Source organism: Polyangiaceae bacterium (assembly GCA_015075635.1).
Taxonomy (GTDB): Bacteria; Myxococcota_A; Polyangia; order Polyangiales; family Polyangiaceae; genus JADJKB01.
On record JABTUA010000002.1, the window covers coordinates 1422646 to 1447914 of the forward strand.

Annotated in this window: 20 protein-coding genes and 1 pseudogene; 11 read left to right on the forward strand and 10 right to left on the reverse strand. The window is 71.6% G+C overall.

Going from position 1 to position 25269, the window contains the following annotated elements; all coding sequences use genetic code 11:
* Positions 1-31 precede the first annotated feature (31 nt).
* Entirely contained in the window at positions 32-1732 is a 1701-nt protein-coding gene (locus HS104_22680) for an amidohydrolase (GenBank protein ID MBE7482769.1), read from the forward strand.
* Here the strand turns inward: HS104_22680 and HS104_22685 are convergent.
* The 3 genes from HS104_22685 to HS104_22695 are packed head-to-tail and all read right to left on the reverse strand — an operon-like array spanning position 1720 to position 5102.
* Complete coding sequence (locus HS104_22685) at positions 1720-2223, reverse strand: hypothetical protein (protein MBE7482770.1); 504 nt, start codon at positions 2221-2223, stop codon at positions 1720-1722. The two genes, HS104_22680 and HS104_22685, sit on opposite strands and share 13 nt — an antisense overlap.
* A complete protein-coding gene (locus tag HS104_22690) occupies positions 2220-4394 on the reverse strand; it encodes a hypothetical protein (protein MBE7482771.1) in 2175 nt (724 codons plus the stop codon). The genes HS104_22685 and HS104_22690 overlap by 4 nt, the downstream gene beginning before the upstream one ends.
* A gap of 15 nt (positions 4395-4409) precedes the next feature.
* Positions 4410-5102 carry a hypothetical protein gene (locus HS104_22695; protein MBE7482772.1) on the reverse strand — a complete coding sequence of 231 codons (693 nt, stop codon included), beginning with the start codon at positions 5100-5102 and terminating at the stop codon, positions 4410-4412.
* Positions 5103-5271: 169 nt separating this feature from the next.
* Between HS104_22695 and HS104_22700 the strand changes: the two are divergent.
* Positions 5272-5349, forward strand: a pseudogene (locus HS104_22700) (dicarboxylate/amino acid:cation symporter).
* A gap of 369 nt (positions 5350-5718) precedes the next feature.
* On the opposite strand, the gene cobA reads toward HS104_22700, so the two are convergent.
* Positions 5719-7242, reverse strand: coding sequence for a uroporphyrinogen-III C-methyltransferase (cobA, locus tag HS104_22705; GenBank protein ID MBE7482773.1), 1524 nt, complete (start codon positions 7240-7242; stop codon positions 5719-5721).
* A 267-nt stretch (positions 7243-7509) separates the two neighbouring features.
* Here cobA and HS104_22710 point away from each other — a divergent pair, with 267 nt between their 5' ends.
* Both HS104_22710 and HS104_22715 read left to right on the forward strand, forming a co-directional pair.
* On the forward strand, positions 7510-8421 hold the full coding sequence (locus HS104_22710; protein MBE7482774.1) for a DUF4339 domain-containing protein: 912 nt from the start codon (positions 7510-7512) through the stop codon (positions 8419-8421).
* Between the two features lie 44 nt (positions 8422-8465).
* Positions 8466-8888 (forward strand): hypothetical protein, encoded by a 423-nt coding sequence (locus HS104_22715; protein MBE7482775.1) that lies wholly within the window; start codon positions 8466-8468, stop codon positions 8886-8888.
* Here the strand turns inward: HS104_22715 and HS104_22720 are convergent, their stop codons facing one another.
* Positions 8889-10919 (reverse strand): protein kinase, encoded by a 2031-nt coding sequence (locus HS104_22720; protein MBE7482776.1) that lies wholly within the window; start codon positions 10917-10919, stop codon positions 8889-8891.
* 56 nt (positions 10920-10975) lie between these two features.
* Here HS104_22720 and HS104_22725 point away from each other — a divergent pair, with 56 nt between their 5' ends.
* Positions 10976-11284 carry a tetratricopeptide repeat protein gene (locus tag HS104_22725; GenBank protein ID MBE7482777.1) on the forward strand — a complete coding sequence of 103 codons (309 nt, stop codon included), beginning with the start codon at positions 10976-10978 and terminating at the stop codon, positions 11282-11284.
* A gap of 4 nt (positions 11285-11288) precedes the next feature.
* On the opposite strand, the gene HS104_22730 is transcribed toward HS104_22725, so the two are convergent.
* Entirely contained in the window at positions 11289-12551 is a 1263-nt protein-coding gene (locus HS104_22730) for a patatin-like phospholipase family protein (protein MBE7482778.1), read from the reverse strand.
* 12 nt (positions 12552-12563) lie between these two features.
* Complete coding sequence (locus HS104_22735) at positions 12564-17102, reverse strand: protein kinase (GenBank protein MBE7482779.1); 4539 nt, start codon at positions 17100-17102, stop codon at positions 12564-12566.
* A gap of 124 nt (positions 17103-17226) precedes the next feature.
* On the opposite strand from HS104_22735, the gene HS104_22740 reads away from it, so the two are divergent.
* The gene (locus HS104_22740) at positions 17227-19437 is read left to right on the forward strand and encodes a hypothetical protein (GenBank protein MBE7482780.1); all 2211 of its coding nucleotides are present in this window, start codon (positions 17227-17229) and stop codon (positions 19435-19437) included.
* A gap of 37 nt (positions 19438-19474) precedes the next feature.
* On the opposite strand, the gene HS104_22745 is transcribed toward HS104_22740, so the two are convergent.
* From HS104_22745 to HS104_22755, 3 genes are all read right to left on the reverse strand, one after another.
* Positions 19475-19867: a PIN domain nuclease gene (locus tag HS104_22745; GenBank protein MBE7482781.1), complete on the reverse strand. Its 393-nt coding sequence runs from the start codon at positions 19865-19867 to the stop codon at positions 19475-19477.
* Complete coding sequence (locus tag HS104_22750; GenBank protein ID MBE7482782.1) at positions 19840-20067, reverse strand: hypothetical protein; 228 nt, start codon at positions 20065-20067, stop codon at positions 19840-19842. Before HS104_22750 ends, HS104_22745 begins: the two co-directional genes overlap by 28 nt.
* A gap of 149 nt (positions 20068-20216) precedes the next feature.
* Positions 20217-20624: a TIGR02266 family protein gene (locus HS104_22755; GenBank protein MBE7482783.1), complete on the reverse strand. Its 408-nt coding sequence runs from the start codon at positions 20622-20624 to the stop codon at positions 20217-20219.
* Positions 20625-20731: 107 nt separating this feature from the next.
* Between HS104_22755 and dnaJ the strand changes: the two genes are divergently transcribed.
* The 5 genes from dnaJ (at position 20732) to HS104_22780 (ending at position 25231) form a co-directional block, all read left to right on the forward strand.
* Positions 20732-21826 (forward strand): molecular chaperone DnaJ, encoded by a 1095-nt coding sequence (dnaJ, locus tag HS104_22760; GenBank protein MBE7482784.1) that lies wholly within the window; start codon positions 20732-20734, stop codon positions 21824-21826.
* Positions 21827-21876: 50 nt separating this feature from the next.
* A complete protein-coding gene (locus HS104_22765) occupies positions 21877-22512 on the forward strand; it encodes an HAD-IA family hydrolase (protein MBE7482785.1) in 636 nt (211 codons plus the stop codon).
* A 53-nt stretch (positions 22513-22565) separates the two neighbouring features.
* Complete coding sequence (locus HS104_22770; GenBank protein ID MBE7482786.1) at positions 22566-23879, forward strand: VWA domain-containing protein; 1314 nt, start codon at positions 22566-22568, stop codon at positions 23877-23879.
* A gap of 129 nt (positions 23880-24008) precedes the next feature.
* Positions 24009-24806, forward strand: a complete 798-nt coding sequence (gene proC, locus HS104_22775; GenBank protein MBE7482787.1) for a pyrroline-5-carboxylate reductase — start codon at positions 24009-24011, stop codon at positions 24804-24806.
* Positions 24806-25231, forward strand: coding sequence for a hypothetical protein (locus tag HS104_22780; GenBank protein ID MBE7482788.1), 426 nt, complete (start codon positions 24806-24808; stop codon positions 25229-25231). Before proC ends, HS104_22780 begins: the two co-directional genes overlap by 1 nt.
* The last annotated feature ends 38 nt before the right edge of the window (positions 25232-25269 follow it).

Consider the following 25269-nt stretch of genomic DNA (forward strand, 5'->3'; position numbering starts at 1 on the left):
GTGCACCCTGGCGCAGCATCTGCGGACCCCGATGCGGCTCATATTCGCCAAGACGATCCACACCTTAGCGGCCGGGACGGGCGACGCCCTGGCGCTGGAGGGGGAACGTGTCGTCGCGGTGGGCGCCCGGAACGAGCTCGCCGCGCGCTTTCCGGGGGCGACCCGAGTCGATCTGGGCACCCGTGTCGTCGTGCCGGGGTTCGTGGACGCGCACCACCACCTGTCGATGCGCTGCGCGCTCGAGACCGGCATCGACTGCCGGCCCGCCGCCGCAGCCGACATCGACTCGCTGCTCGCGCGCCTGGCCAAAGCGGCCGCAAAGCTCGAGCGCGGCGCGTGGGTCGTCGGCTGGGGTTACGACGAGCTCGAGCTGGCGGAGCGCCGCCACCCGACTCGCTGGGAGCTCGACGCGGCCTGCCCGGAGCACCCGGTGCTGTTGTTCCACTACAGCTGCCACGAGCTCGTCGCGAGCAGCCGCGCGCTCGCGCTCGCCAAGATCGACGACACGAGCCCGGAGCCACCCGGCGGCAGCCACGAGCGCGACCGACGCGGCAGGCTGACGGGGCGGTTGGTCGAGGCAGCGCTGTGTCCCGTCGAGCGCCTGGGCGTTCCGGACCGACTGGCGCGCTCCGCCGACGCGGTGCTCGCCCGGCTCGACGCCGCGCAAGAAGAGCTGTTCCGCGTGGGCGTCACCCACGTCGCGGATCCCACCGTGCCCTCGGAGATGGACGCGCTCTACCGCCGCGCGCTCGCCGAGGGGCGCCTGCGCGTGGGCGTGACCGCGATGCCGGTCTCGGAGCTCGGCTATCTCCGCCCGGGCTGGGACGTCGTCGAGCGCGGCCCGCGCACCGGCGAGGGCGGCGACCGCTACCGCGTCGGCCCGCTGAAGCTGATCTTCGACGGCGCCAACCGCTGCGCAATCTGCGCGTCGAGCGCCGACATCGTGCGCCTGTCGCTTTCGGGCCTGCGGGGTGCGCTGCGCGCGCGGCGCTGGGACGTGCTCCGCACCATGGCCGACACCGGGCCGAGGCGCATGGCCGGGCAGTGGCGCACGGGTTTCTCGTTCCTGGAGGGCAGAGAGGCCCGCGAGCTCGTGGCGCGGGCGACGGACGCTGGGTTCTCGCTGGCGATGCACGCCATCGGCAACGCCGCCACCGACGAGGTGCTGGCGGCGGTGATGGCGGCCCGCAGCCGGCAAAGGGACGTGCCCGCGCCGCGCATCGAGCACGCCTCGTTCTTGCGCCCCGATCAGCCGCGCCGGATCGCCGACGCGGGCATCTCCGTGGTCGTTCAGCCGGCGTTCTTGCGCTTGCCGGCCATGGACCTGGTGCGTATGCCGAAGACGTTCGCCACCATGCCGCTGCGTGCGCTGCTCGACGCCGGCGCGTGCGTCGCCGGCAGCTCGGACGCGCCGGTCATCGACTTCGATCCGCTCGCCGCCATGCAGAGCGCGATCACACGCAAGACGGCGTCCGGCGACGTGCTCGACCCCGGCCAGGCGATCGAGCCGGCCGAAGCGCTGGCCATGTACACCCGCGAAGCCGCCCGCGTGTGCGGCGAGCTCGAGAGCCGCGGCACGCTGGAGCCGGGTAAGCGCGCCGACTTCGTGGTGCTGAGCGCGGATCCGCTGCGAGCGCTCGGGGAGGCCCGGGTCGAGGCGACCTGGGTAGGCGGGCGGGTGGCTTGGGAAGGAGCTGACGGATCTGACGCCGCCGCAGCCTACTCGCAGTAGACCTGGTAGTCGGGACAGCAGTCGCCGTTCGCCACGCATACCGAGTCGCAGTAGCATCCGGAAGGCTGTGCGTTGCTCTCGCCGCAATGGCCTGCGCACGAGCTCGTGCCGCCCGACCCCGCATAGCCGCCAGAGCCGCTCGAACCGCCATAACCGCTCGAACCGCCATAACCGCTCGAACCGCCATAACCGGCTGAGCCGCCGGAGCCGGAACCAAAGCACTGCGAAGCGGAGCCGCAGCTGGTACCTAGCGCACACTGGAACTGCGACACGCTGTAGGCGTCACACAGCGTAGAACAGCTCGAAGGCGACGCCGAACCACACTTCGAGATGAACTGGGAGCAGAGGCTCTCGCAACTCGCGCTGCTCGAGCCGCCGCCGCCGGGAGACGCGCCGCTGCCGAACAGGTTCTTGCCGGTGAACGGCACGGGACCGGAGTCCTCGCAGCCGAGCAGCACCACGATCAGTGACGCGAAGAGAGCGCGCTTCACGAGCCACCTCCTGCCGCGGCGCGGGTGCGGAACAGCGTCCACTTCACCGCGCCCGGCGACTTGCTCGAGACCTCGATGCTGGGGACCTTGCCGCCGGCAAGCTCCGGCTGGCACAACTCGACCACCGCGAAGCCGCCCTCTCGCGTGTCGGCGAACGCGCGGTCCCCGGTGCGGATGGCCAGCGCGAGAGGGTTCTCCGCCGTGCCCGCGGCGACGGCCAACACGCACTGATCCGCGCTCAAGCTGAGCGCGTCCGCCGGCAGCGGCAGCGCCTTGCCCTGCGCGAGCGTCGAGCTGCCCCGCAAGAGCGGCTTCTCCAGGCGCTTGCCCACGGTGTCGTAGGCTAGCGCGTCCACCGTCTCGAAGCCCGGCTTGCTCGCCTCGAGACCGGCCGCGGCCATCGCCCGGCGCGCCGCCTCGATCTGCGCCTCGGCCATCGCCGCCCGGAAGCGCGTCGCGATGGCCGAGCTGGCGGCCGCCGCGATGTACGGCACGAGCCCCTCGGCGTTGTCGATGGGACCGCGGTCCGGCGCGTGCCCTTGCACGTTGTGCGCGGCGTCGGCCTGCACCTCGTAGTCCTGCCAGGTGTACTGGAGCGGCGTCTGGAAGGTCTTCGGCGACGGCGCGTCCGCCGGCTGGAGCGAGATGCTGAGCGTGCTGGTCACCGAGCGCGAGTACAGCTTCTTGGTGTAGGTCCAGTCGGCCATGATCGGCACCGTGATGGTGTCGGGCATCTTGGCCAGCTCGGTCTCGGCGGCGCTGAGCTCGTTGCGCGCCGCCACCACGTCGGAGTCGCTGGGCTGGATCAGCGCGTCCGCGGCGGCGCAGCCGGTGCCGGCCGCGATGCGCGCCCAGGCGTCCTTCTGCTCGGAGGCGATGCGGTCGCACTCCGCCCTCGCCTCGCGCTTGAGCCGGTCGAAGTCGGCCTTCCGCGTCTGGTAGTCCGACTCTGCCGTGCTGAGCGTGCTGCGCGCGGTGGCCACGCGCTCACGAGCCGCCGGCTTGTCCGGGTTGTCGCGAGTCTCGTCCCGCACCTTGTACTTCGTGGTCTGCGGCACCTCAGAGGTCTGGAGCTCCCCGATGTTGATCTCCGCGAGCTCGACGCCGATCCTGTAGGTGGCATCGCTGGCGCCCGCCGTCGTGACGCGGACGCCGCCGGCGTCCCGCGCCATGGCCTTCTGCATCGCGGGGGTGAGCGCGGCGTACAGGCGCTGGCGGCGCGAATCCGGCGCGCTGCCCACGCTCACCGCCACCACCGTGCGGGCGTAGCGCGCGCCGTTCACCAGCTTGCCCTCGAGGAAGTGCACCGCGCCCAGGGTGCGGCGCACGCTGCGGAGCTCGACGGCGGTGTCGTTCATGACGCCCTCCCACACGCCGACGGTGGTCCGGCACTCCACGTGGGGCTTGCCGTCGTCGGAGTCCTCCTCGCAGCGCGTCACCGGCAGGCGCAGGAACGCGAACGGATCGTTCGGGCGCGTGGCGCCGTCCGAGCCGACCGCCGAGAAGCACTTGGTGAGCACGTCCACTCGCACGTCGAGCGCGCCGTTGCCGAGGTTCGCCCAGACTTGGTTGCCCGTCTTGCCGGCGGCCTTGGCCACGGCGCTGCCGGGACCGAGCCCGAGGCCCTCGACCTTCAGCGCCACGTCACCTTCGGCGTCCACCAGCATCGCCGCCGGCGCGCGCCCCGCCGCTTGCACCTCGGTGCAGCTCGGCGCCCAGGGCGTGAACATCAGCTGCTTGCCCACCAGCTTCCGCGCCTCCTCGAGCCCGGGCGGCACCGGCTGCAGGCAGCCGTGGGACGCGCCTGCGGGCAGCTTCAGCCACTGCTTGCCGCCGTCGGACCCTTTCACTTCGAGCGCCGCGAACGAGTCGCCGCCCGTGCGCACGTAGGCGTCGGTGATCTCGATCACGCTCAGGCTGGTCCCCATGGGGGTGCCGGCGACGGGGCTGCCCTTGCCTTGCTCGAGCTCGCCGAGCGAGGCCGCCGCGGAAACCTGGCAAGAGCCCGCCGGCGCGTAGAGCACGTACTTGTTGCCGGGCTCGAGACCCTTCCAGTTGGCGGATTCGTCGCCGGAGGTCGAGGTGTAGCTGGAGAGCTTCAAGGTCTTGGCGGGGCCGGCGCACGCCGCGAAGGCGGCGGCGGTGATGAAGAGGGTGATCGTTCGTCGCATGGTTCTCACTCCCGCTCAGAAGAAGGCGATCATGAGCCCGCCCCCCAGGCGTTGCTCGATGGGGGAAGACGCTGCGGTGGCGTTGGCGAAGGACTCGTTGGTGGTGGTGCCGGCGACATCCGACGGTGTGAACTCGCCGGAGGAGCCGAGCCGCGTCTCATACCAGCCGGTGAAGTAGACGACGCCCGCCCGCAGGCCCACCTGGAGCGTGGCGTAGTTGGCGGTCTGGTACTCGCCGGCGCGCCACTCGTAGCGCGCGTCGGCGAAGAAGGTCGAGGGCGCCTTGGGCTTGGCTTTGGTGCGCAGGCGCGCGTGCAGGCCGTACTGGAGACCGGTGTGGAAGGCCGCCTCGGAGGACTCGTAGCTCGACTCGGGCTGGAACGACACGGAGTAGAGCTCCATGCGGTAGCCCACGAAGGGACCCGCCGAGACGAAGTCTGCCAGACCGAAGTCGATGCCGAAGAGGCCGCTCACTCGGTTGGAGAAGACCTTGAAGATACGGCCCGTCTCTTGACCGTTGATCTCTTCTTTGCGGCTGCCGTTCAGGATCCCGATGTCGATGTCGAACCAAGGAATCAAGAGTTGCCCCACGTTGCGGAACTCCGCGCCCACGCCCATCCCGGCGTCGATCATGCCGAAGGCGGTGTCGTCGTCGGTGCGGTCGTCGTTGATGGGGTTGAAGGTCGCCTTGCTGGCGCCGAAGCGCATCCAGACCAGGGAGAGGCTGTCGAGGTTCGCTACGCCGGGAACCTTGACACCGCTCGAACCCGCGGCACCAGCATCGGCCCCGGCCTCACCGGGTTGCACGAAGCCGACCCCGGTCCAGCGCGCCGCGCCCACACTCTCCACCGGCGTCGCGGCGGGCCGCACCGCGGGCGGCGGAGGCGGTGGAGGTGGCGGTGGCGTCGGCTCGGCGGGCGGAGGCGGAGGGGGAGGGGGCGGCTCCTCCGGGGGTTTGCCCTCCTTCTTCTGGCGCTCTTCCTCCTTCTTCTTCTCGCGCTCCGCCTTCTTGGCAGCGGCCTCTTCGTCCTTCTTCTTCTTGGCGAGGTCGGCCTTCTCCTTGGCCTCGGCCTTCTTCCTGTCCTCCTCGGCCTTCTTGCGGATCTTCTCCAGCGCCTTCTTCTTCTCGGCGGCCGCCTTCTTCTCGATCTCTTCGAGGGCTTTTTTCTCCTCGTCGGTCTGCTGGGCGAGCGACGCGGAGGTGAGGGTCAGCCCGAGGGCGACCCCGAGCGAAGTGATGAACCTGCGGGGGAAGGAGATCTCCAAAACGTGGCACTGTACCCGCCAGGGCCAGGCCTTGCCTAGTCGGGAGATCAACGGAGGTTCAGGTCGGGTGTCCTGAAAAGTGGGCCTCGAGGGCGTCGAGCAGCCCGGCGACCGTGTACTTCCGAGCCGTCACGTCCTGAGCGACGCCGCGCTCTTCGAGCGCGCGGCTCGTGACCGGGCCGATGCTGCCGACCGTGACCTTGGCGAGCAGCGCCGCGGCGTCCGGCCCGAGGAGCTCGCACAACGAGCTGACCGTGGAGCCCGAGGTGAATAGGACCACGTCCACGCCGCCGCTCGTGAGCAGCGCGCGCAGCTTCTCGGCGCGCTCTGCCGACACCGGACGGGTCTCGTAAGCGGCGACCACGTCCACCTCGGCGCCGGCCCTGCGCAACATCTCCGGCAGCGCGTCCCGGGCCACCAACGCCCGGGGGATCAGCACGCGGCGAACCGGGCCCTGGCCGAGGAGCGCCTGACCCACCGCCTCGCCGACGTACTCCTCCGCCATCAGGTCGGCCACGATGCCACGGGCCTCGAGCGAGGCCTTGGTCTTCGGCCCGATCACCGCGACCTTCGCCGAGCCGAAGGCCCGGGCGTCCCGGCCGCCGGCGCGGAGCGCGGTAAGGAACCGCTCGACCCCGTTCGCGCTGGTAAAGACCACCCAGTCGTAGCTCGAGGCCTCGACCGCCGCGCGGGCGAGCCGGGCGGGATCCGGCGGATCGCAGATCTCGATCACCGGAAACACCACCGGCTCCGCGGCGCGCTCGCGGATGGCGTGAGCCGTGCTCTCGGCCTGGTGCGGGGCCCGGGGGACGAGCACGCGCTTGCCGAACAGCGGCCGGTTGTCGAACCAGCGCAGCTCGCTGCGCAGGCTCACTATCTCGCCGACGATGATCACGGCGGGGTTGGTCAAGCCGGCGCCGCGCGCTCGGCTCGCGATGTCGGAGAGCGTGCCCGTGACCACGCGCTGCTCTGGACGCGCGCCCCACTGCACGACCGCGGCGGGGGTCGAGGCAGGGCGCCCGCCCTCGACGATGGCGGCGGCGATCTCTGCGATGCGGCGCATGCCCATCAGCACGCAGATGGTGTCGGTGGCCGTCGCCAGCTTCTTCCAGGCGTCCGGCGACCACTCCTTGCCCAGCTTGTCGCTGCCGGTGATGATGGTGACGCTCGACGAGAGATCGCGATGGGTCAGCGACATCCCTGCGTAAGCGCTCGCCCCGACCGCCGATGGGATCCCGGGCACCACCTCGAACGGAACGCCGGCGCGGGCCAGCGCGCTCGCCTCTTCGGAGCCGCGCGCGAACAGGAACGGATCACCACCCTTCAGGCGCACCACGCGCTTGCCGGCGCGAGCGTGCTCGATGATCTGCTGGTTGATGCTGTCCTGCGACGGGCTCTCGACGCCGTAGCGCTTGCCGACGTTGACCTTCTCCGCGTTCGGGCAGGCTTCGAGCAGCGAGGGGTGCGCGAGCGCGTCGTAGAGCACCACGTCTGCGTGGCCGAGCGCTTCGAGCCCACGCACGGTGATCAGGCCGGGGTCGCCCGGACCCGCACCCACGAGCCACGCCTTGCCTGAGGTCATCGCGCCGCAGAGCGTAGTCCGAGGCCTGCCGGACGGGAGGACCTTGGGGCCCAACCCGACGAATTCACGCATTTGGCACGCCGCGTCGAACGGGGGCCCCTTGACACACGCGCAGGGCTTTGCGAAACGCGGCCCTCCAACGAGCGCCGCGTGCTCCGTGAGCGCTACCTCGCCAGGCCGTCTTCTCGGTCCGGCACCACCCGAGCGAGGGGCTCGGGAGGAGTTGCCGTTGGGGGAAAGCTCATGCAGTTGTCATCGGAAGTTCGAGTGACCACCAAGTCCAGCAGCCCGCCGGCGCCGGAGAAGACGGATCCTTGCGCCGCACCCGAGCCGGAGTCCGAGCCCGCGCCGGCGCCGGAGCCGGTCATCGGCCTGCAGATCTCGAGCATGGATCGCTGGTTCGTGACCAACGGCGTCACCGCCGTCGGCCCCGTCAGCTACGAGCTACTGCGCCGTGGCGTCGAGTCGGGACGCATCCCAGCCGGCGCGTTCGTGCGCCACGACAGTTGGAAGGTGTGGCGCCGCCTCGACGATCTGGAGCAGCTCTCCGCGGCGAAGCGCGAGGAGGCCGTGCAGCACCTGGCCGCGGTGAGCGCTGCCGCCGAGGAGCGCGCGAGCAACCCTCACAACGAGCCCCCGCCCCCGCCCACGGCGGAGGAGCTCAGCGCGCACAGCGAGCCCGCCAAGGTTCCGTCGATGCGCCCAGTGGCCGTCGATCCGGCGGGCGTGCTCGAGAGCGCGACGGATCCGGAGCAGGCGATGCTCCTGGCCCTGTCCACCGCGGTGACGGCGTCCGGCGCCCACGTCGGCTTCCTGCACATCCCGCGGGTCGATCTCGGCGCCACGGTAACCAGCTTCGCGCACGGGCCCGACGCCGAGGTGCTGCTCGGCGAGCGCCTGGCCGCCAACGATCCGGCGCTGCTCGCGGCGCAGGCGGGGCACACCGTGATGGGCGAGCCGCGGCTGGGTGAAGCCGGCCGCTACATCGCGGGGCGCATGACCCGTTGCCTTCCGGGCCCGCGCGGCGTGGCGATGGTCCCCGTGATGGTGGAGGGCCGCCTGAGCGCGATGATCGAGGTGGGCCGCGCCTCGCGCCCGTTCCGGGCCACGGAGCTGGCGCGCATCGAAGAGGTGGCGGAGGCGCTCGCGAAGCGCATCGTTGCCCTGGGCTGGAACTGACTCCGGGCTGGAACCGCCGCGGGTGGGCGCGTAGAGTCCGCGCGATGGCGAAGACGCCGCTCGCCTGCGTGCTCGGGCTGCTGGTCGGCTCCGGCTGCAGCCCGCCCTGCAACACCACGGACTCGGATCCGGTTCGCTACGGCGCCGGCAGCGTCAGCGCAGACGGGACCACCTTCACCACGTCGCCGTGGGAGGGGCCCTACCTCGACTTCCCGCCGGGGCGACGCTTCCAGCTCGAGCACCACTTGGGTGTGGCGCCCCCCATCGTCGTCACCTACCTCGCCTTCGACGAATACCCGCTGTCCGGCGGCAACACCTCGGAGAGCGCGGGCAACCAGGCGGTGATCGAGCGCGTGGACGACGAGATCATCCAGATCCGCAACGACACCTGCGCCGAGTTCTGGCTGCGCGTCGCCGCGATGACCGGCCCCAGCGGCGCGCCGGTCGGGGACGCGGGCGCGGACTAATCAGAGGTTCACCTGGCTCGGCTTCGCCCGCGGCGCAGACCGCGAGCGCTGCGGCGAAGGCGTGCCCGCACGGACCTGCACCCGCGGCGCCGGCAGCTTGCCGGCGTCGAGCGCGGCCTTCACGGCCTCGAGGCGCGAGACCGGCGCGCCGACCTGCTTCGCCTCGCTCCACAAGCGCACCGCCTCGGCCAGCGCCTGCTTCGCCTCGTCGTTGCGTTTCAGGAGCAACAGGGCGTCGCCCTGCGCGAGCCAAGCGGAGTCGTTGCGGGGCTCGACGGCCACGGCGCGCTCGCTGTGCGAGAAGGCGAGCTTGCCGTCTCCCTTCTCCAGCGCGCGCTCCGCCAAGAGCACGCGCGCCGAGACGTTGTCCGGATCTTCCTTCAGCACCAGCTCGGCCTCGCGCACGGCCGCGTCGTCGTAGCGGCCGTGGTGGTAGGCCAGCGCCAGCTGCGCGCGCAGCCCGGGCACCGGCGACTTCTCCAGGGCCCGGCGGAGCTGCTCGATGGCGTCGGTGTGCCGGCCCGCCGCGGAGTGGGCGCGACCCGCCGCGGCCACGGCGGCCAAGAGGTCGGGCTCGAGCGATTGCGCCGTCTGCGCCTCGCGCACGGCCAGGTCGGGCTTGCCCTGGCGAACCAGGAGCGACGAGAGGCCCACGTGGGGCAGCGCGAAGCTCGGGTCGGCCCGCGCCGCGCTCTGCAAGCCGGCTTCGGCGGCGTCGAGCTTGCCCAAGGCCATGTCGCGCATGCCGAGCGCGAAGGAACGCGCAGCGGACCAACGCACCGGCGCGCCGGGCTGAGCCGCCGCGCGCTCGAAGTCGAGCGCGGCGGTCTCCCACTCGCCCGGCGAGAGCGCGGAGGTGGAGCGCGCTTCCCTGCCGTAGCGCTCCAGGGTGTCGAGCCCCAGCTTCGGCTCGACGCGCGCGCTGGGGAGCGCGGCGCTGGCCAGCGGGCTCGAGCGGGCCCGCTTGCCTTGGATGGCCTTCGACGCACCGAAGCTCAACCCGGCGAACACCAGCGCGACCAGCACGAGCGCGACGACGGGCCGGCGCGGCGCGACGGTCGGCGTCGGAGCCGTGACGGGCAGCGCCGTCGCCGCCGTCGTGCTCGGAGCGCTCGCCGGACGAGGCGGCGACGAAGGGAAGGGCGTCGGCATGGCCTGCGTGGTGGCCAGCTCGTGTGCGGACACCTCGCGCGCGGCCGCCTCGAGGGCGCTCCCCAGCTCGACGGCGCTCGCGAAGCGGGCGCTCGGCTGCTTCGCCAGACAGCGCCGCACGAGCTTCTCGATGATGGGCGGGGCGCCTGGGTTGTGACTGGACACCGGCAGCGGCTCGTCGCGCGTCGTCGCAGCCAGCACGTCCATGGACGAGCTGCCCTGGAAAGGCCGGGCTCCGGTCACCATCTCGTAGAGCACGACGCCGATGGAGAAGATGTCCGAGCGGGCGGTCACGAGCTCGCCCCGCGCCTGCTCCGGCGCCATGTAGCCCGGCGTGCCGAGCACGCGGCCTTCTTCGGTGATGGCCCCGCTGGCGGGCAAGGTGTTGGCGAGCGCCGCGTCCACGTCCGGCTTGGCCACGCCGAAGTCGAGCACCTTCACCTGATCGCCAGGCAGCACCATCACGTTCTCGGGCTTGAGGTCGCGGTGGACGACCCCGGCCGTGTGAGCGTGAGCGGCGGCCCGCGTCACTCCGAGGGCGATGTCCAGCGCGCGCGAGAACGGCAGCCGACCTCTGGCCAGGAGATCGCGCAGGCTCTCCCCGGGCACGAGCTCCATGACGATGAACACCTGCCCGTTCGCCTCGTCGATCTCGAACACCGTGGCGATGTTCGGGTGGCTCATCGCCGCCGCGGAGCGCGCCTCCCGCAAGAAGCGCGCTCGGCGTTCCGCGGATCCGACCAGCTCCGGCGGCAACACCTTGACCGCCACCTTGCGGCCGAGCGTCTCGTCCACGGCCTCGTAGACCACACCCATGCCACCGGCGCCGAGCTGGCGCTGGATCACGAAGTGGGCGAGGCGGGCGCCGGGAGCGAGCACCGGCCGATTGTAGCGCACTTGACGCCGCGTGCCGCCGGCCCGACGACACCGCGGTCATGAACAAGCGGCTGGAGATGCTCGAGAAGATGCTAGCGAGCGGCAGTGCCGATTCGTTCGCGCGCTACGCGCTCGCGCTGGAGTACAAGCGCGAGGGGCGCACGGAGGACGCGCTCGCGACGTTCACGGCGCTGCGCGAGGTGGACCCGGACTACCTGCCGATGTACCTGATGGCGGGTCAGCTCCTGATCGACACCCGCCGGGGCGAGGAGGCCAAGGACTGGCTCCTCCGTGGCATCGAGCTGGCGAAGAAGAAGGGCGAAGGCAAGGCCCAGGCGGAGCTCGAGGCAGCGCTGGCGGTGACCTGAGGGCTCAGCCCACGGCGGGCGGCGGCAGCGTCCAGCTGCCCCCCTCGCCACCGCCCTCGATGGGCGCGTCATCCTCGGCGGCGCCGAGGAAATCCAGGATCTCCGCGCGCCGCGCGTGGGCGTCGCTGCGCCCCAGGTCGATCAGGCGCCGGGCGAAGCCGCCGTCGAAGAGCAGGTAGCTCGCTAGATCCGCGTCGTCGATGCCGCCCACGTCGAGCAGCTTCAGGACCTGCTTGGTCACCACGGGGCCCGCGCGCAGCTTGCCCAGGCGCATGTACTCGCCGGCCAGCGCGCCGATGCCCTCGGTGGGTCGCACCACCAAGGTCTCGATGGGGCGGAAGTTGTGGCCGCCGCGCATCACCGCCGCCTCGTTGAGCTTGTCCACGAAGTCGGTGCCGAAGCCGGCCTCGCCGCTCTCCATCAGGTCGTTCAGGAGGTTCACGAAGCCCAGGTCGTTGTCCAGGTGATCCAACAAGAGGGCGTTCATGATCTTGCCGAGCAGCACCGTGGCGCTCGGGTAGGACTGCTTGCCCGGCGTGGTGTGGGCCACGCCGCGCACCAGCCGCGACGTCCCGACCACGAAGACGTGCGTCGCGCCGAGGCGGATTGCCGGAGCGATGGGCGTGTTCTGGCGCACGCCACCGTCCACGTAGAGCTGATTGCCGATCTGGACCGGCGGGAACAGGAGCGGGATGGCCGCCGAGGCCAGCGCGTGCTGCGGCCCGATGCGGTCGGCGCGGATCAGCGTGCGCGGCGGCGCGCGCGTCGGCAGCGAGGTGTTCGGCCCGGTCTGCATGAAGATCACCGTCCGGCCGGTGGCCACCTCCGTCGCGGACACGCTGAGCGCCTTGAGCAGCCCGCTCTTCAGAGTGCGCGTCACGGCCCGCCAGGGCACCTCGCGCTGGACCAACCGCGCCATCGGCGAGACGTCGAAGACTCCGGCCCCGGCGCCGCCGCCCATCAATACGCGCGGCAAGCCCACCGCCTGGCGCCAGCCGAAGCCGAGCACGTCGTCGAGCTCGAGCGTGGACCACACGTCCACGAGGCGGCGCATGCCCAGCACCGGATCGGCGAGGTGCGCCGCGAGGTACGCGCAGTTGATGGCGCCGACGCTGGTACCGCAGATCACGTCCACGCGCGGCGGCGCGCCGCGCATGCGCGTGAGCTCGTCGAACAGGTACCAGAGCACCCCGACCTCGTAGGCGCCTCGGGCTCCACCTCCGGAGAGGATGACCGCGAGGCGTCGGTGCTGGCGCTTCCCTTCCACGGAAGGCGCACGCTACCCCATCTCTTCGTCCGACTGAACGTCTTCTCGGGGCGCGGCGGGCGGCGGCTCGCTCGAAGGAGGGAAGTCCGAGGGCAGAGGTGGCGGCTCGGCCTTGATCGGCGCGCCGGCGATCTCCGGCAGCACGGGCGGCTCGCTGCCGAACAACTTCGCGACGGCGCCGCGCTTCACGAACATGTGCTTGAGCTCCGGATCGCGGATCGAGTCGTACAGCTCCAGGGCGTACTTGCGCGCCCGCCTGCGCATCTCGGTGACCTGCGGCGAGCCCGAGCGCTCGAGCGCCTCCAGGCACAGCGCGCGGGTCTCCAGGCCGTATTCGGAGCCTTGGATGGTCTCGATGGCGCCCATCGCGGTCGTGGCCAGCAAGATGCCGGTGTGCGACTCGCCGATGTCCGCCCGCGCCGCCGCTTCCACGGCCATGGCGTAGAAGTGATAGGCCACGTAGGCCTGCGCCTCCGCTGCCTGGCGCGCGTCGAACGCGAACATCACCGCGCTGCCGGAGTCGTCTGTCACGCGGGCGAGCAGCGCCCGCATGATCTTCTCGTGCACCGAGTCGTAGGCGCTGCCGGTGACGGCGGTGAGCGCCCCCGCGTCGCCGACGAAGGTGTCGGCCGCAGCCACGTCACCCAGTTCGAGCAACACCTCCGCGGTACACAAGAGCGTGTCGGCGCGCGCGTCCTGATCGCCGTAGCGCTCGTGCGCTTCCCGGGCGCGCTTCAGGTAGGCGAGGCCACGCTGCACGTCCCCCAGGCGGGCGTAGCACTGGCCGATGTTCGAGAGCGTCTTCGCGATTTGAAAGCGGCCGCCGATGGCCAGGTCGATGCGGATGGCGTCCAGGGCCAAGGCGATGGCGTCCTCGAAGCGGCCGAGCACGAACAGGGCGTAGGCGAGCGAGTTCTTCGCGCGCGCCTCCTGGCGGCGCGCGCCTGCCTGCCGGAACACCGCGATGGCCTCGGCGTGGGCGTCCACGGCCTCGTCGGTGCGGCCCACGCGCCGGAGCAGCGTGCCGCGCGTGCGCAGCACCTCCGCGCGAAAGCGCGGCGGCACGTCGGGGTGGTTGGCGGTGCGGAGCGCGCGGTCGCAAGCGGCGAGCGCGCCTTGCATGTCGCCCAGATCGCGCAGCATCTCGCTCATCAGCGCCTGCGTCTGCGCTTCCAGCACCGGCATCTGCGCCTGGTTGGCCACCTGCTCGGCGCGCCGGGCGCTGGTCAACCCCCGGGCCAGGTGCCCTTCGTCCTGCTCGAAGCGCGCCGTCCGGAACAGCGCCGTAGCCGCCCAGCTCGGCGAGCCGGCCTTGCGCGCCAGCTGGCGCAGCGCGGTGAGGTGGCGGCGGCGCTCGCGCCAGCGGCCCTGGAAGCGCGTGATGTTCTCCAGGGCCTCGTGGGCCTCCAGCCGCTTGAGATCGTCCTCCGGCAACAGCGCGAGCGCGCGCCGGTAGTAGCGAGTCGCCAGCTGGACCTGGTAGCTGGCGCGCGCCACACCGGCGGCGGCCAGATAGAGAGCCGCGGCCTCGGCGCCCGCCTTGCCGCGCGAGAGGTGCCGCGCCACGATCGCCGCCGTGAGCCCCTGCGCCAGCGGCGTCGCCGCCAGGTGCTGGCCCAGGCGCCGGTGCATGCTCTCGCGCGTCGTCTTCTCGAGCCCGCGGTAGGCCACGTCGCGCGTGAGCGGGTGCCGCACGTCCACGCTGTCGCCCTTGGTGTCGCACAGGCCGCGCGCGCACAAGCGGATGACCGGCTCCTCGGCGCTCACACCCTTCAGCGCGTCCAGATCGACCATGTCGAGAGGCCCGCCGGCCACGGCCAGCCACTCGACGATCTCCTGCTCCTCGACCGGCAGCTCGCCCAGACGATCGGCGATCAGCTGCTCCAGTGTGGACGGCAGCGCGGGTCCGGCTTCTCCAGGGCGCTCGACGCGCACCAGCTCTTGGCTGCCGTCCGGGCGCTCGTGCAGCTCGAGCGTCCCGCGTTCGAGCAAGGCGTCCACCATCTCGATCAGGAAGAACGGGTTGCCCGCGGCGCGGGGCAACAGATCCGCGCAGACCTGCGCCACGCCCTCGCGCGCGCCCAGGCGGGCCTGCAGCAGGCGGATCTGGTTCTCCGCCGAGAGCCCCTTGAGCTCGATGCGCACCAGGCCGTCGATGTACGAGGCCGTGCCCTCGTCGGGCCGCGTCACCAGCACGGCCAGGAGCGGGATGGGATCGCCGCGCTTGAGCAGCTCGGCCACCAGCTCCAGACTGGGTCGGTCACTCCACTGAATCCCTTCGATCATCACCACCAGCGGCGAGCTGGAGGCGGCGCGGGCGAAGAAGCGACGGATGCCGGAGGCGATCAGCTTCTTGTAGTGCGCGACGTCCCCTTCGTCCGAAGCGGCGGCGACGCGTCCGACCACCAGCTCGGCCAGACGCGTCACGATCTCCGGGCCCGTGGGCCCGCTCACGAAGTCGCCGAGCACGTCGGTGATGGCCTGCGCTACCTCTTCGATGGGTTGATCGATCTTGGTGTTGGTGAGCTGTCGAACCCACTCCGCGACGTTCGCGAACGGGACCTCGGTGCGCGACGGCGAGCACTCCACCCTCAGGATGCGCGCGTCCGGCGGCAGCTCCGAGAGGAAGGTCCCCACCAGCGCCGTCTTGCCGATGCCCATCTCGCCGTACACGACGCGCGCGGTGACCTGACCGGCACCGCCGTTCGGGCCGGGTGTCAGCGCCTGGTGGTACGCGGCCTGGAGATCTGCCAGCTCCGAGTCACGGCCGATCAGATCGCTCGGCGCGTGCGCGGTCTCGTGCAGGCGCTCGTCGCGGGTCAGCGGGCGCACCAGCGAGTAGATCCGCATGTTCTGCGGTAGCCCGCGCGCCACCGCGTCGTCGAGCACGATGGTCGGAGCGTCGCCCCAGACGAAGTCGCGTCGCACCAGGCGGTACAGCCCGCCCGCGACCCAGGTCACGCCCTCCGGCGCGCGCTCGCCGAGCAGACCGGACAGGTAGTCGGCTGCCTCTTGCAGCGCGTGCTCGACCAAGTGCCCGCCCTTGTCGCGGCGCCCGGTGGCCACGCCGCGCACGATGCCCACGCTGGCCAGGAGCGGCACGGGCAGATCGTCGGTGGCGCCGTGGATGGCCTCGTGGACGTCCACGGCGAGCCAGGCCGCGTCGAACGGAGCGCGCGCCGGGTTGGCGGTGAGCCCGACCACCGCGCGGGCGGACGTGGAGAGCGACGGAGCGCCGCCGCCAGCCGGAGCCTGGCGGGCCTCCCAGGTCCAGCGCGCCGCGCGCTTGAAGGCGATCTCGTCGAGCGTGCCGCGCAGCTGCTCCAGGAACCGAGTGGCGCCTCCCGGTCCGATGGCCTTCTCCAGCTCGTCGAGCCCGTGCAGGCGCAAGGTCACGATGGCGACGTGGCGCACCTCGCGCCCCGCCTCGCGCGTCCGCTTGGGTCGAATCGGCCGGCCCGGACCCGTCGGCTCGTCGGTGGGCAGCACGACCGGCACCGCCGAGCCCGTGCCGGTGCTGCTCTGCGCGGAGCGCCCGCCGTCGCTCTCGTCGTCGCCGAACTGGCTCTCGGCCTGGCTCTGCATCTCGCCGTCCACGCCCGGCGAGGTGTGCTCGCGGCTGACCAGCTGCGACAGCACGCCCTCCACCACGTGCCCGTCGATCATCTCCTGCTTCTGGAACAGGACTCGGGTGATGGCGGCGGCCATCTCGCGGGCGTTCTGGAAGCGGTCGTCGGCGCCCTTGGCCAGCGCGCGCATCACGATGGCCTCGAGCTCCGGCGGCACGTCCCGGGCGAAGGTGCTGGGCGGCTCCACCGCGCCGGCGCGCACCGCCTCGAGCAGCTCCTGGCCTTCGGCGGCGCCGTGCAGCGGCCGCCCGGTCAGGAGCTCGTGGAACACCACGCCCAGCGAGTAGATGTCCGTGCGGCGATCCGCCTTCTCGCCCCGCGCCTGCTCCGGCGACATGTAGGCGGTCTTGCCCTTGAGCACGCCGGGCTCTTCGCGGAACAGGTTCGCGCTCGCGATGCCGAAGTCCGCGACCTTGATCGCGCCTTCGAACGAGAGCAGCACGTTCTGCGGCGACACGTCGCGGTGCACGATCTCGAGCGGCGCCCCGCCTTCGTCCCGGCGCTCGTGGGCGTAGTGCAGGCCCTTGGCGACCTCCGCGATGACGTACGCCGCGACATAAGGCGGAACCTTCTTCTGGTTGCCGCGGGCGGCGCGCATCACCTTGCGCAGATCCGGGCCCTCGACGTATTCCATGCTGAGGAGCTGCCCCTCCTCGCCGTAGTCTTGGAAGTCGTAGACCTGGACGATGTTCGGATGGTTGAGGCGAGTCGCGAGCTGCGCTTCCTCGGCGAACATGGAGCGGAAGCGCCGCGACGAGCCGAACTGCGGCAGGATGCGTTTCACGACGAGGAGCTTGTACGTGCCCTCCGCCCCGCGGCGCTTGGCCAGGAACACCTCGGCCATTCCGCCAGCGCCCAGGCGGCGGATCACCTCGAAGTCCGCCAAGCGCTCGGGGACCGGGTGAGAGGGCTCGTCAGTCATCGGAAAACCGGGCCGGGATCCTACCCCATGGGGCGCCGAGCGGTGGCCGGCTTTCGCCGGGGGTTTTTCGCCGCAAGAGCGAAATCGTGCACCGAACGGGGCGCCGAGTAGACTGCCGGTCACGATGCGTCTGCTCTCCATCGCGCTCGGCGCGGCCCTCGCGCTCCAGGCCGCGGCTTGCGGCACGGGATCGCACGCCGGACCCAAGGTTCCCGGCGGAGTGAACGGACCCGTGGACGCGGCGCCAGTGAGCGACGAGCAGTTCGCCGCCACGACCTACCAGGTGCTGCTCACGGACGAGCAGACGCCGGAGCGCATGGGCCTCTTGGCGGGTGTCGTCCGCCGCCAGCTCGCTCGCGCAGGCAGCCGCTTCGCCGGCGACAGGCGCGAGGCGGGACTGTCCGCGCTCACCGGCGCGCTCTACCTGACGCGCGTCGGCGAGCTCCGGAGCGAGATGCTCCAGGGTGGTGTCCCCGCGCTCCGGGCCGGCGCGGCGGAGGTCTCTCGGGTCGGCAACGAAGGTCGCGCGCTGGCGCTCTACGGCATGCTGCGCAGCGTGCTGCCCGCCGGGAACGAGAAGAACGACGTGGACGCCCACCTCGAGGCGCTCAAGCGCTGGAGCAGCGCGCTGCGCTCGGCGGGGCAGATGCAGTCCGCGGGCAGCTTCCAACGCTCCGCGACGGATCGCGCGATGTTCGAGCCCAGCAAAGAAGCGCTGGACACGGCCCGGGACGGCACCATCTCCTGGATCAAGAAGGCGCTCGAGTTCAACACCAGCGAGGCGGTGCAGTCGGCGAATTTCGAACGCGAAGAGGCCATCGAGGCCTACCGCGCGATGCGCGCCGGCGGCGCGACGCTGGTCGCCATCTACCTGCGTTACGGCGACGCGAAGGGCGCGCTCGCGGCGCTGGACAAAGGCGACTTGTTGCGCGTCGTGCCCCCGGGTCTGGTCGAGCGCCTGGAGCGCGCCGCGGAGGACGACGACCCTTCGGCCTGGGCCGATCTGTACCGCCTCTACGGCTCTGCGGAGGACGCGGATCGGCCGGAGACTTCCATGGATCAGGCGCTGGGCAAGGCCGCGGCCTTTGGCGTGGCCGTCGAGCTGTTCCGCGCCGAGCCGCGCTCGCTCCGCGGCGCGGGCCCGCTGGCGGTGGAGCTGGTGGACCACGGCATGGCGGAGGTCGCTCCCGCGGTGCTCGCGCCCGCGCTCGGCAACGCCCCTTCGGCGCAGGACCTGAGCTGGACGCTCTCGCTCACGCTGCGCGCGCTGCTGGGAGAGGCCGAGATCGGCGAGCACGCCGCCGCGCGCCGCACCTTCAAGTCCGCCGAGCCCATCCTGGCCCTGGCCGATGCGCAGAAGCTCGTGGGCAAGGTGCGCCCCACGCCGGCTCGCCTGCGCTACGTGATGGGCGTGCTCGAGACGCGCGCCGGCGATCTGGGCCGCGCGCGCCCGCTGATCGAAGCAGCCACGAAGGCGGAGCCCACGCTGGAGGCGCTCAACATGCTGGCGGCCATCGATCGCCAGCGCGGCGACGCCAAGGCGGCGCTCGCGTCACTGGACCGTGTCGCCGGTCTGGCGCGCAAGTACGGCGATCCAACCTCGGAGGCCGAGGCGCTGGTCGCGAGCTTCGAGGTGCACCGCGACAAGGGCGCGGTCGCGGAGGCCAAGACCGCCCTCGACTCGGCGCTCCGGGCCGCGCTCAAGGCCCGGGAGAGCAGCCGGGCCGGCGCCGAGCAGGCTCGATCCGAGCGCGTCCTGGCCCGCGTGCTCGAGCACTTCGGCGCCACGCAGGGCGCGAAGCGCGCCACCGACCGCGCCTACGAGGCCTCCCGCACCGACACGCGGCAGCTCACCGCGACGGTTCTCGACGCCTCGCGCCGCGCGCTCACCTCCGGCGATCTCCAGACCGCGCGCCAGGCGCTGCGCCAGGCGCTGGAGGCGGGCCTGGCCGACGAAGATCTGGTGTACGCGGCGCTCTGGCTCAAGCTCCTGGAGCAACAGAGCGGCGTCGCGAGCGACGGCTCCGTGGGCGAGGCCCTGGCCCGGATCGACGACGACAGCGGCTGGCCGGCGAAGCTCGCGGCCTGGGCCCGCGGCAAGACCACGGACGAGCAGCTGTTCAAGGCGGCGCGCACCCCCGTGCAGAAGACCGAGGCCAAGTTCTACACGGCCATGCTCCGGCGCGCGAAGGGCTCGACCGAGACCAAGAAGGAGCTGGCCGAGGTCGCTTCCAGCGAGGCCATCGAGCTGGTCGAGGTGATGATCGCCCGGGATCTGTTGGCGCGCGAGGCGCCGCTGCCGATGAAGCTGCCGGACGGCGTCGCGCTGCCGTGAGGGCTTCCGAGGGCGGAGCGTCAACCCGCGCCGCGCCTCAGCACTCCACCAGCCGGACCTTCGGGTCGATGCGCCTCAAATCCTCGGCATCACTCGTCACGACCGTGGCCGCGTGGCGCCGGGCAAGTAGCGCGACACTGGCGTCGATCACGTCGCTGGTCCCGGTCTGACCGCACAGCACGCCAGCCGCCTGTGCTTCTTCGCGATCGAGCGCCTTCACCTCGAGGAGGCCTGACCCCACCAGCCGAGCCAGACGCGCCTGCCGCTTCCCATCCCGCCACACCTGGCCCACGACCCCTGCCGGCGCGTGCAGCGCCACACCATTGGCCAGGGCGAGCTCGACGAGCGTCCGGACTTTCCTGTCGTTGCGCTCGAAAGCGATCAGGGCTCCAGCGTCGAGCACTACAGGCCGAGGACGTCCCTTGCCCACTGCTCCTCCTTCTTCGTGGCTGGACCATTCTCGGCCTTCATCTCCGCGAGAAGGGCCGCGAGGTCGTCGCGACGCGCCTTTTCCTCCATCGCCGAATCGACCCACGCGCTGACCGACTTCGCCCGCCCCCGCTTCACCTGTCGCTCGGCCTTCGCCAGGAGCTGTCGTCGCACGGTTACCGTGACTCGTGCTTTCTGCATACGAAGATCATACTTGGTCGGATGCCCCGCGCAAGCTCGCCTCGGTCACGCGGGCGGGTACAGCCGACCTGTTCCCAGCTCGCTGACCACAACCCGGTCTCGCCGGCGGGTACAGCCGCCCCGTTCCCGGTCCTCGAGCGCGAGGTGACTCAGTCCTCCATCTTCTTGCCGAGCAGCTTCTCCGCGATGTGCTCGCCGAGCTGATCGACCAGGAGCTTCTCCACGGTGCGCTCGCTCTCGCGACGCTCGGCCGCGTCCGCGAACTGGAACTCGATGCCCATGCCCGCGGGATTCGCCTTGGTCGCCTCTTCGACCGGCGTGATCCAGCACACGCGGCCCTTGAGGCGCAGCGGCTCCTCCATCGTGGGAATGCCCAGCGCGAACACGAACTCCGTCCCCTCCGGCAGCGGGCGCTCCGTGGCGATGAAGGTCCCGCCCCGAGAGATGTTCTTGGTGTAGTCCGCGAAGAAGGTGTTCACCCGGCGGTACTCGACCTTGAGCTCGATGGGCAGGCGGTCGCCCTGGCGCCGATCATCGGGCGGTTCCGACGTGCTCATCGCGGAGAAGATTAGAGCCCTCCCCGCGGCGGGGCCAAGCGGGCTAACGTCCGGCCGGCGGTTCGAGGCGGCTCTCTGCGGCTCCCCCGCCGTGGTATGGGCCGGCCGTGCGGGATCCTCACGAGGTGCTCGGCGTCGGGCGGGGGGCGAGCGAGGCGGAGCTCAAGAGCGCCTTTCGCCGCCTGGCGGTCAAGCACCACCCGGATCGCAACCCGGGTGACCCGGACGCCCAGAGCCGCTTCACGGAGATCAACCAGGCGTATCAAATCCTGAGCGACCCCCAGAAGCGAGCCGCGTGGGAGCGCTACGGCGAGGCCGCCTTCCGACCGGGTGGCGCGGGACCTGGCGGCGTGCCGTTCGTGGACCTGGGAGGCTTCGACGGGATCTTCGGCGACATCCTGGACGCCTTCGGCATCCGCGGTGAGGGCCGCGGCAACGTGCGGGTGAAGCTCGAGCTCTCCTTCGAGGAAGCGGCTCACGGCTGCGAGAAGCAGGTGCGCTACGACGTCGTGGATCGGTGCGAGGGCTGCGGCGGCAGCGGCGCGGAGCCGGGCGCCAGCGTCTCGACTTGCGTCGCCTGCAACGGCAAGGGACGGGTGCGCTTCCAGCAGGCCATCTTCCCCATCGCCGTCGAGCGCGCCTGCTCGCGCTGCCACGGCACCGGCCAGTTGCCGAGCACGCCTTGCAAGCGCTGCTCGGGCGCTCGGCTCACCAAGCGGAGCAAGACCGCCGAGGTGACGATCCCCGCCGGCGTCGCTTCGGGCTCGAGCCGAGTCATCGACGGCGCCGGCAGTCGTACGGGGCCGGAGCGCGCGCCCGGCAACCTGGAGATCCTGATCGAGGTCGCGGCTCACCCGTTCTTCCAGCGCGAAGGGGACGACGTCCTGTGCAGCGTGCCGATCAGCTTCGTGCAGGCGGCGGTCGGCGGCGAGATCGACGTGCCCACGCTCGAGGGCAAGGTGAAGCTGCGCGTCCCACCCGCGACGCAACCGGGCAGCGTGCTGCGCATCCGCGGCAAGGGCTTGCCCCACCGCGTGCGCGGCGGTCGCGGCGACCAACTGGTGGAGATCAGCGTCGAGGTCCCGACCGAGCTCACGCCGCGGGCGCGAGAGCTGCTGGAGCAGCTGGGCCACGAGCTGGGCGAGGACGTTCAGCCCAAGCAGAAGACCTTCGTGGAGAAGCTGAAGAGCCTGTTCGGATGACCGCCATCACCTTCGACTTCGGGCAGACCCTGGCGGAGCTCGACCTCGACATGCTGGTGCGCCGGCTCGCCGAGCAGGGGGCGCGCCTGGACGCGGCGCGGGCGGCGCGCGAGACCGACGCGGCCTGGGCGGCCTACGGTGACGCCAAGCGCGCCGGCCTGGTGGCCCACGACGCCTGGTGTACCTTCATGCGCACGCTGCTCGAGCGCTCCGGGGTCGAGGGCCGCCCTGTCGGCGAGCTGGCCGAGTGGCTCTGGGAACAGCAGCCGATCCAGAACCTGTGGCGAAAACCCATCGCGGGCATGTTCGAGCTGGTCGAGGAGCTGTCCGAGCTGGGAGTTCCGCTGGGCGTCGTCTCGAACAGCGAGGGCAAGCTGAGCGAGCTCTGCGTCGAGCTCGGCATTCGCTCCCGCTTCCGGGCCTTCGCGGACTCCGGCGTGCTCGGCGTCGAGAAGCCGGACAAACGCATCTTCGAGTGGACCGCCGCCGAGCTCGGTGTCTCGACTTCGAACATCGTACACGTCGGCGACGCCTGGGAGGCCGACGTGGTCGGCGCACTGAACGCCGGCGCCCGTGCGATCTGGTTCGCCCCGGTGGATGCCCGCCCGCTCCCGGAAGGCGTGCGCGCGGCGAGAAACGCCCCTGAGGTGAGGAGCGCCCTCGGAGATTTCGGCGCGCTGCCCTAGCGGTCCGACCGGTTTCCATTGCCCGGGCCCGCGTCTTGCCGGAAACTTCGTCGATGACCAGGAGAACGCTCGCGCTCGGGTTGTGCCTGCTCCCGCTGACCTACGCCGTGGCCTGCGGCGGTGGCTCGGAGGGCGAATCGAAGGGCACCGGCGGCACCGGTAAAGGCGGCAGCGGCAACGCGGGCAGCGGCGGCGCGAGCGGAAGCGCCGGAGCCGCGGGCGGCGGAGCAACGGCCGGTGCCGGCGGCGGCAGCGCGGGCTCCGGCACGGGCGGCGGCGGTGGCTCGGGCACCGGCGGCGCGGGCACCGGCGGCTTCGGCGCCGACGCCGGGCTCCCCGACGTCTCGTTCACCTACGACGGCGGCACCGAGGACGACGGCGGCGGTGTCGGCGACGCGTGCGCAGCCATCACCGCGAAGGCCGAGCCGAAGCCCCTCGACATGTACATCATGCTCGACAAGTCCGGCAGCATGGGCACGGACTGCAACATCGGCGCGACCACCGCGTCGAAGTGGTGCTACGCGGTCAACGCGCTGAACGGCTTCTTCACCTCGCCCTCGGCGCCGGGGATGGGCGTCGCGCTCCAGTACTTCCCCATCACGGGGTACGCCTGCACCGGCGCCGGCGGCACCGAGGCCACGCCCGCGGTCGCGCTGGGGCAGCTCCCGGGCAACCTGGGCGCTCTCCAGGGCTCGCTCAACTCCGCCGTGCCCAACGGCTCCAACACGCCCATCGAGGCGGGGCTGCGCGGGCTCATCGACTACACCGGCAAGAACAAGCAGCCGAACCGCGTGATGATCGCCATCCTGATCACCGACGGCGCGCCGAACGCCTGCAACACCAGCGGCACGTACATGGCGGGGCTCGCCAGCGCGCACTTCACCGCGACCGGCGTCCGCACCTTCGTGATCGGCATGACCGGCGCCAACTTCACCACGCTCGAGCAGATCGCGGCGGGCGGCGGCACCACCACGCACCCGGACAACGTCCCCGGGGTCACCGACTCCTGCGGCAACGGGGCCGGGCCCTGCTACCACTGGAACGTCGGCGCCGGAAACCCGCAGGCGTTCGTGGCGGCGCTCCAGGCCATCCAGCAGTCCGCGGTCGGCTGCCAATACGGCATGCCGACGAGCGACGCGGGCATCATCGATCCCGACAAGATCGAGGTCCAATACACGCCGGGCGGCGGCTCGCCCCAGAAGCTGCCGCGGGTCAACAACGCGGCCGCCTGCGGCACCGCCGACGGCTGGTACTACGACAACAACACCAGCCCGACGACCATCCTCTTGTGTCCGGCCTCGTGCACCAAGGTCACGGGCGACCCGAACGCCAAGATCGACATCGTGCTCGGCTGCCTCGGGTCCTGAGCCGAGTCAGGCCGCCTCCACCGCGCGGCGCAGCCCCTTCACCTCGTCAGCCCCTTGCCCGGGGCGCGCACCTCGACAATCCTACGCGCCGTGAAGACGAAGCAGGTCGGGTTGATCGGCGCCGGGAACATGGCCGGGGCGCTCGTGCGCGGCCTGCTCGCCTCGGGCACGCTGACCAAGGAGCAGCTGCGCGTCAGCGACGTGCGCAAGGAGCGGCTGGAGGAGCTGGCCAAGGCCCACGGCATCGTCACCACCCTGGACAACCGCGAGCTCGTGGCGTGGGCCAACCTGATCGTGCTCTCGGTGAAGCCGCAGGTGATGGATCGCGTGCTCGACGACGTGGGCGCCAGCATCCGACCCGACACGCTGGTGGTGTCCATCGCCGCCGGCGTGCCCATCAAGTCCATCGAGTCGCGGCTGCACACCGGGGTGCGCGTGGTGCGCGCCATGCCGAACACCGCGTCCATCGTGCTGGCCGGCGCGACCGGCATCGCGCCGGGCATCCACGCCACGGAGGAGGACGTGACGGTGGCCAAGACCTTGTTCGACGCGACCGGTCGCAGCGTGGTGCTCGACGAGTCGCTGATCGACGCGGTCACCGGCCTCTCCGGCAGCGGCCCGGCCTACGTCATGCTGATGATCGAGGCGCTGGCCGACGGCGGGGTGAAGGTCGGCCTGCACCGCGACACCGCGATGCTCCTGGCGGCGCAGACCGTGTACGGCTCCGCCAAGCTCTTGCTCGAGACCGGCGAGCACCCGGGGAGGCTCAAGGACATGGTCACGAGCCCCGGCGGCACCGCCATCGCCGGCCTGCACACGCTGGAGGCCGGCGGCCTCCGCCGCACGCTGATGGACGCGGTCGAGAACGCCACCCAGAGGGCCACCCAGCTCGGCGAGCAGATGGCGAAGAAGCTCGAGCGGGAGTGATGCAGCCGCCGCCTGGCCCGCCCTACTCGCCGCCCGGCGCACCACCCGGGGTGCCGCCGGGCGTACCGCCAGGAGGCCCGCCGCCCGGCGGACCCGCGGGTTTCGTGCCGCCCCCGGCGGGCAGCTTCGGAGCGCCCCTGGGGCCGCCGCCGAAACCGACGAACACCGACGCCGTCATCTCGCTGGTGCTGGCGGTGGCGACGATGTCCACCACCTGTTTTCCCATGGGCTTCGCCGCGCTCTACTTCGGTAACCGCGCCCGGCAGAAGGCCAAGGAAGAGAACGACACCGGCGTCAACGCCACGCTCTCGCTGGTCGGCATGATCATGGGCGGCATCTTCGGCGGCATCTGGCTGCTGTTCTGGCTGCTGGAGGCGGGGCTCCTGATCTTCGGCGTGGGCATGGCCGTGTTCGCGCGGCCCTGACTCCGAAATTTCGCGCTTCTCCCCGGGACCGGGGACAA

Excerpts from the sequence above, each read along its gene's own strand:
- HS104_22680 (MBE7482769.1), top strand. The coding sequence starts at position 32 with ATGCGGCTCATATTCGCCAAGACGATCCACACCTTAGCGGCCGGGACG.
- HS104_22690 (MBE7482771.1), bottom strand. The coding sequence starts at position 4,394 with ATGCGACGAACGATCACCCTCTTCATCACCGCCGCCGCCTTCGCGGCG.
- HS104_22695 (MBE7482772.1), bottom strand. The coding sequence starts at position 5,102 with ATGCGCTTCGGCGCCAGCAAGGCGACCTTCAACCCCATCAACGACGAC.
- cobA (MBE7482773.1), bottom strand. The coding sequence starts at position 7,242 with ATGACCTCAGGCAAGGCGTGGCTCGTGGGTGCGGGTCCGGGCGACCCC.
- HS104_22715 (MBE7482775.1), top strand. The coding sequence starts at position 8,466 with ATGGCGAAGACGCCGCTCGCCTGCGTGCTCGGGCTGCTGGTCGGCTCC.
- HS104_22725 (MBE7482777.1), top strand. The coding sequence starts at position 10,976 with ATGAACAAGCGGCTGGAGATGCTCGAGAAGATGCTAGCGAGCGGCAGT.
- HS104_22735 (MBE7482779.1), bottom strand. The coding sequence starts at position 17,102 with ATGACTGACGAGCCCTCTCACCCGGTCCCCGAGCGCTTGGCGGACTTC.
- HS104_22740 (MBE7482780.1), top strand. The coding sequence starts at position 17,227 with ATGCGTCTGCTCTCCATCGCGCTCGGCGCGGCCCTCGCGCTCCAGGCC.
- HS104_22750 (MBE7482782.1), bottom strand. The coding sequence starts at position 20,067 with ATGCAGAAAGCACGAGTCACGGTAACCGTGCGACGACAGCTCCTGGCG.
- HS104_22755 (MBE7482783.1), bottom strand. The coding sequence starts at position 20,624 with ATGAGCACGTCGGAACCGCCCGATGATCGGCGCCAGGGCGACCGCCTG.
- HS104_22765 (MBE7482785.1), top strand. The coding sequence starts at position 21,877 with ATGCTGGTGCGCCGGCTCGCCGAGCAGGGGGCGCGCCTGGACGCGGCG.
- HS104_22770 (MBE7482786.1), top strand. The coding sequence starts at position 22,566 with ATGACCAGGAGAACGCTCGCGCTCGGGTTGTGCCTGCTCCCGCTGACC.
- proC (MBE7482787.1), top strand. The coding sequence starts at position 24,009 with ATGGCCGGGGCGCTCGTGCGCGGCCTGCTCGCCTCGGGCACGCTGACC.
- HS104_22780 (MBE7482788.1), top strand. The coding sequence starts at position 24,806 with ATGCAGCCGCCGCCTGGCCCGCCCTACTCGCCGCCCGGCGCACCACCC.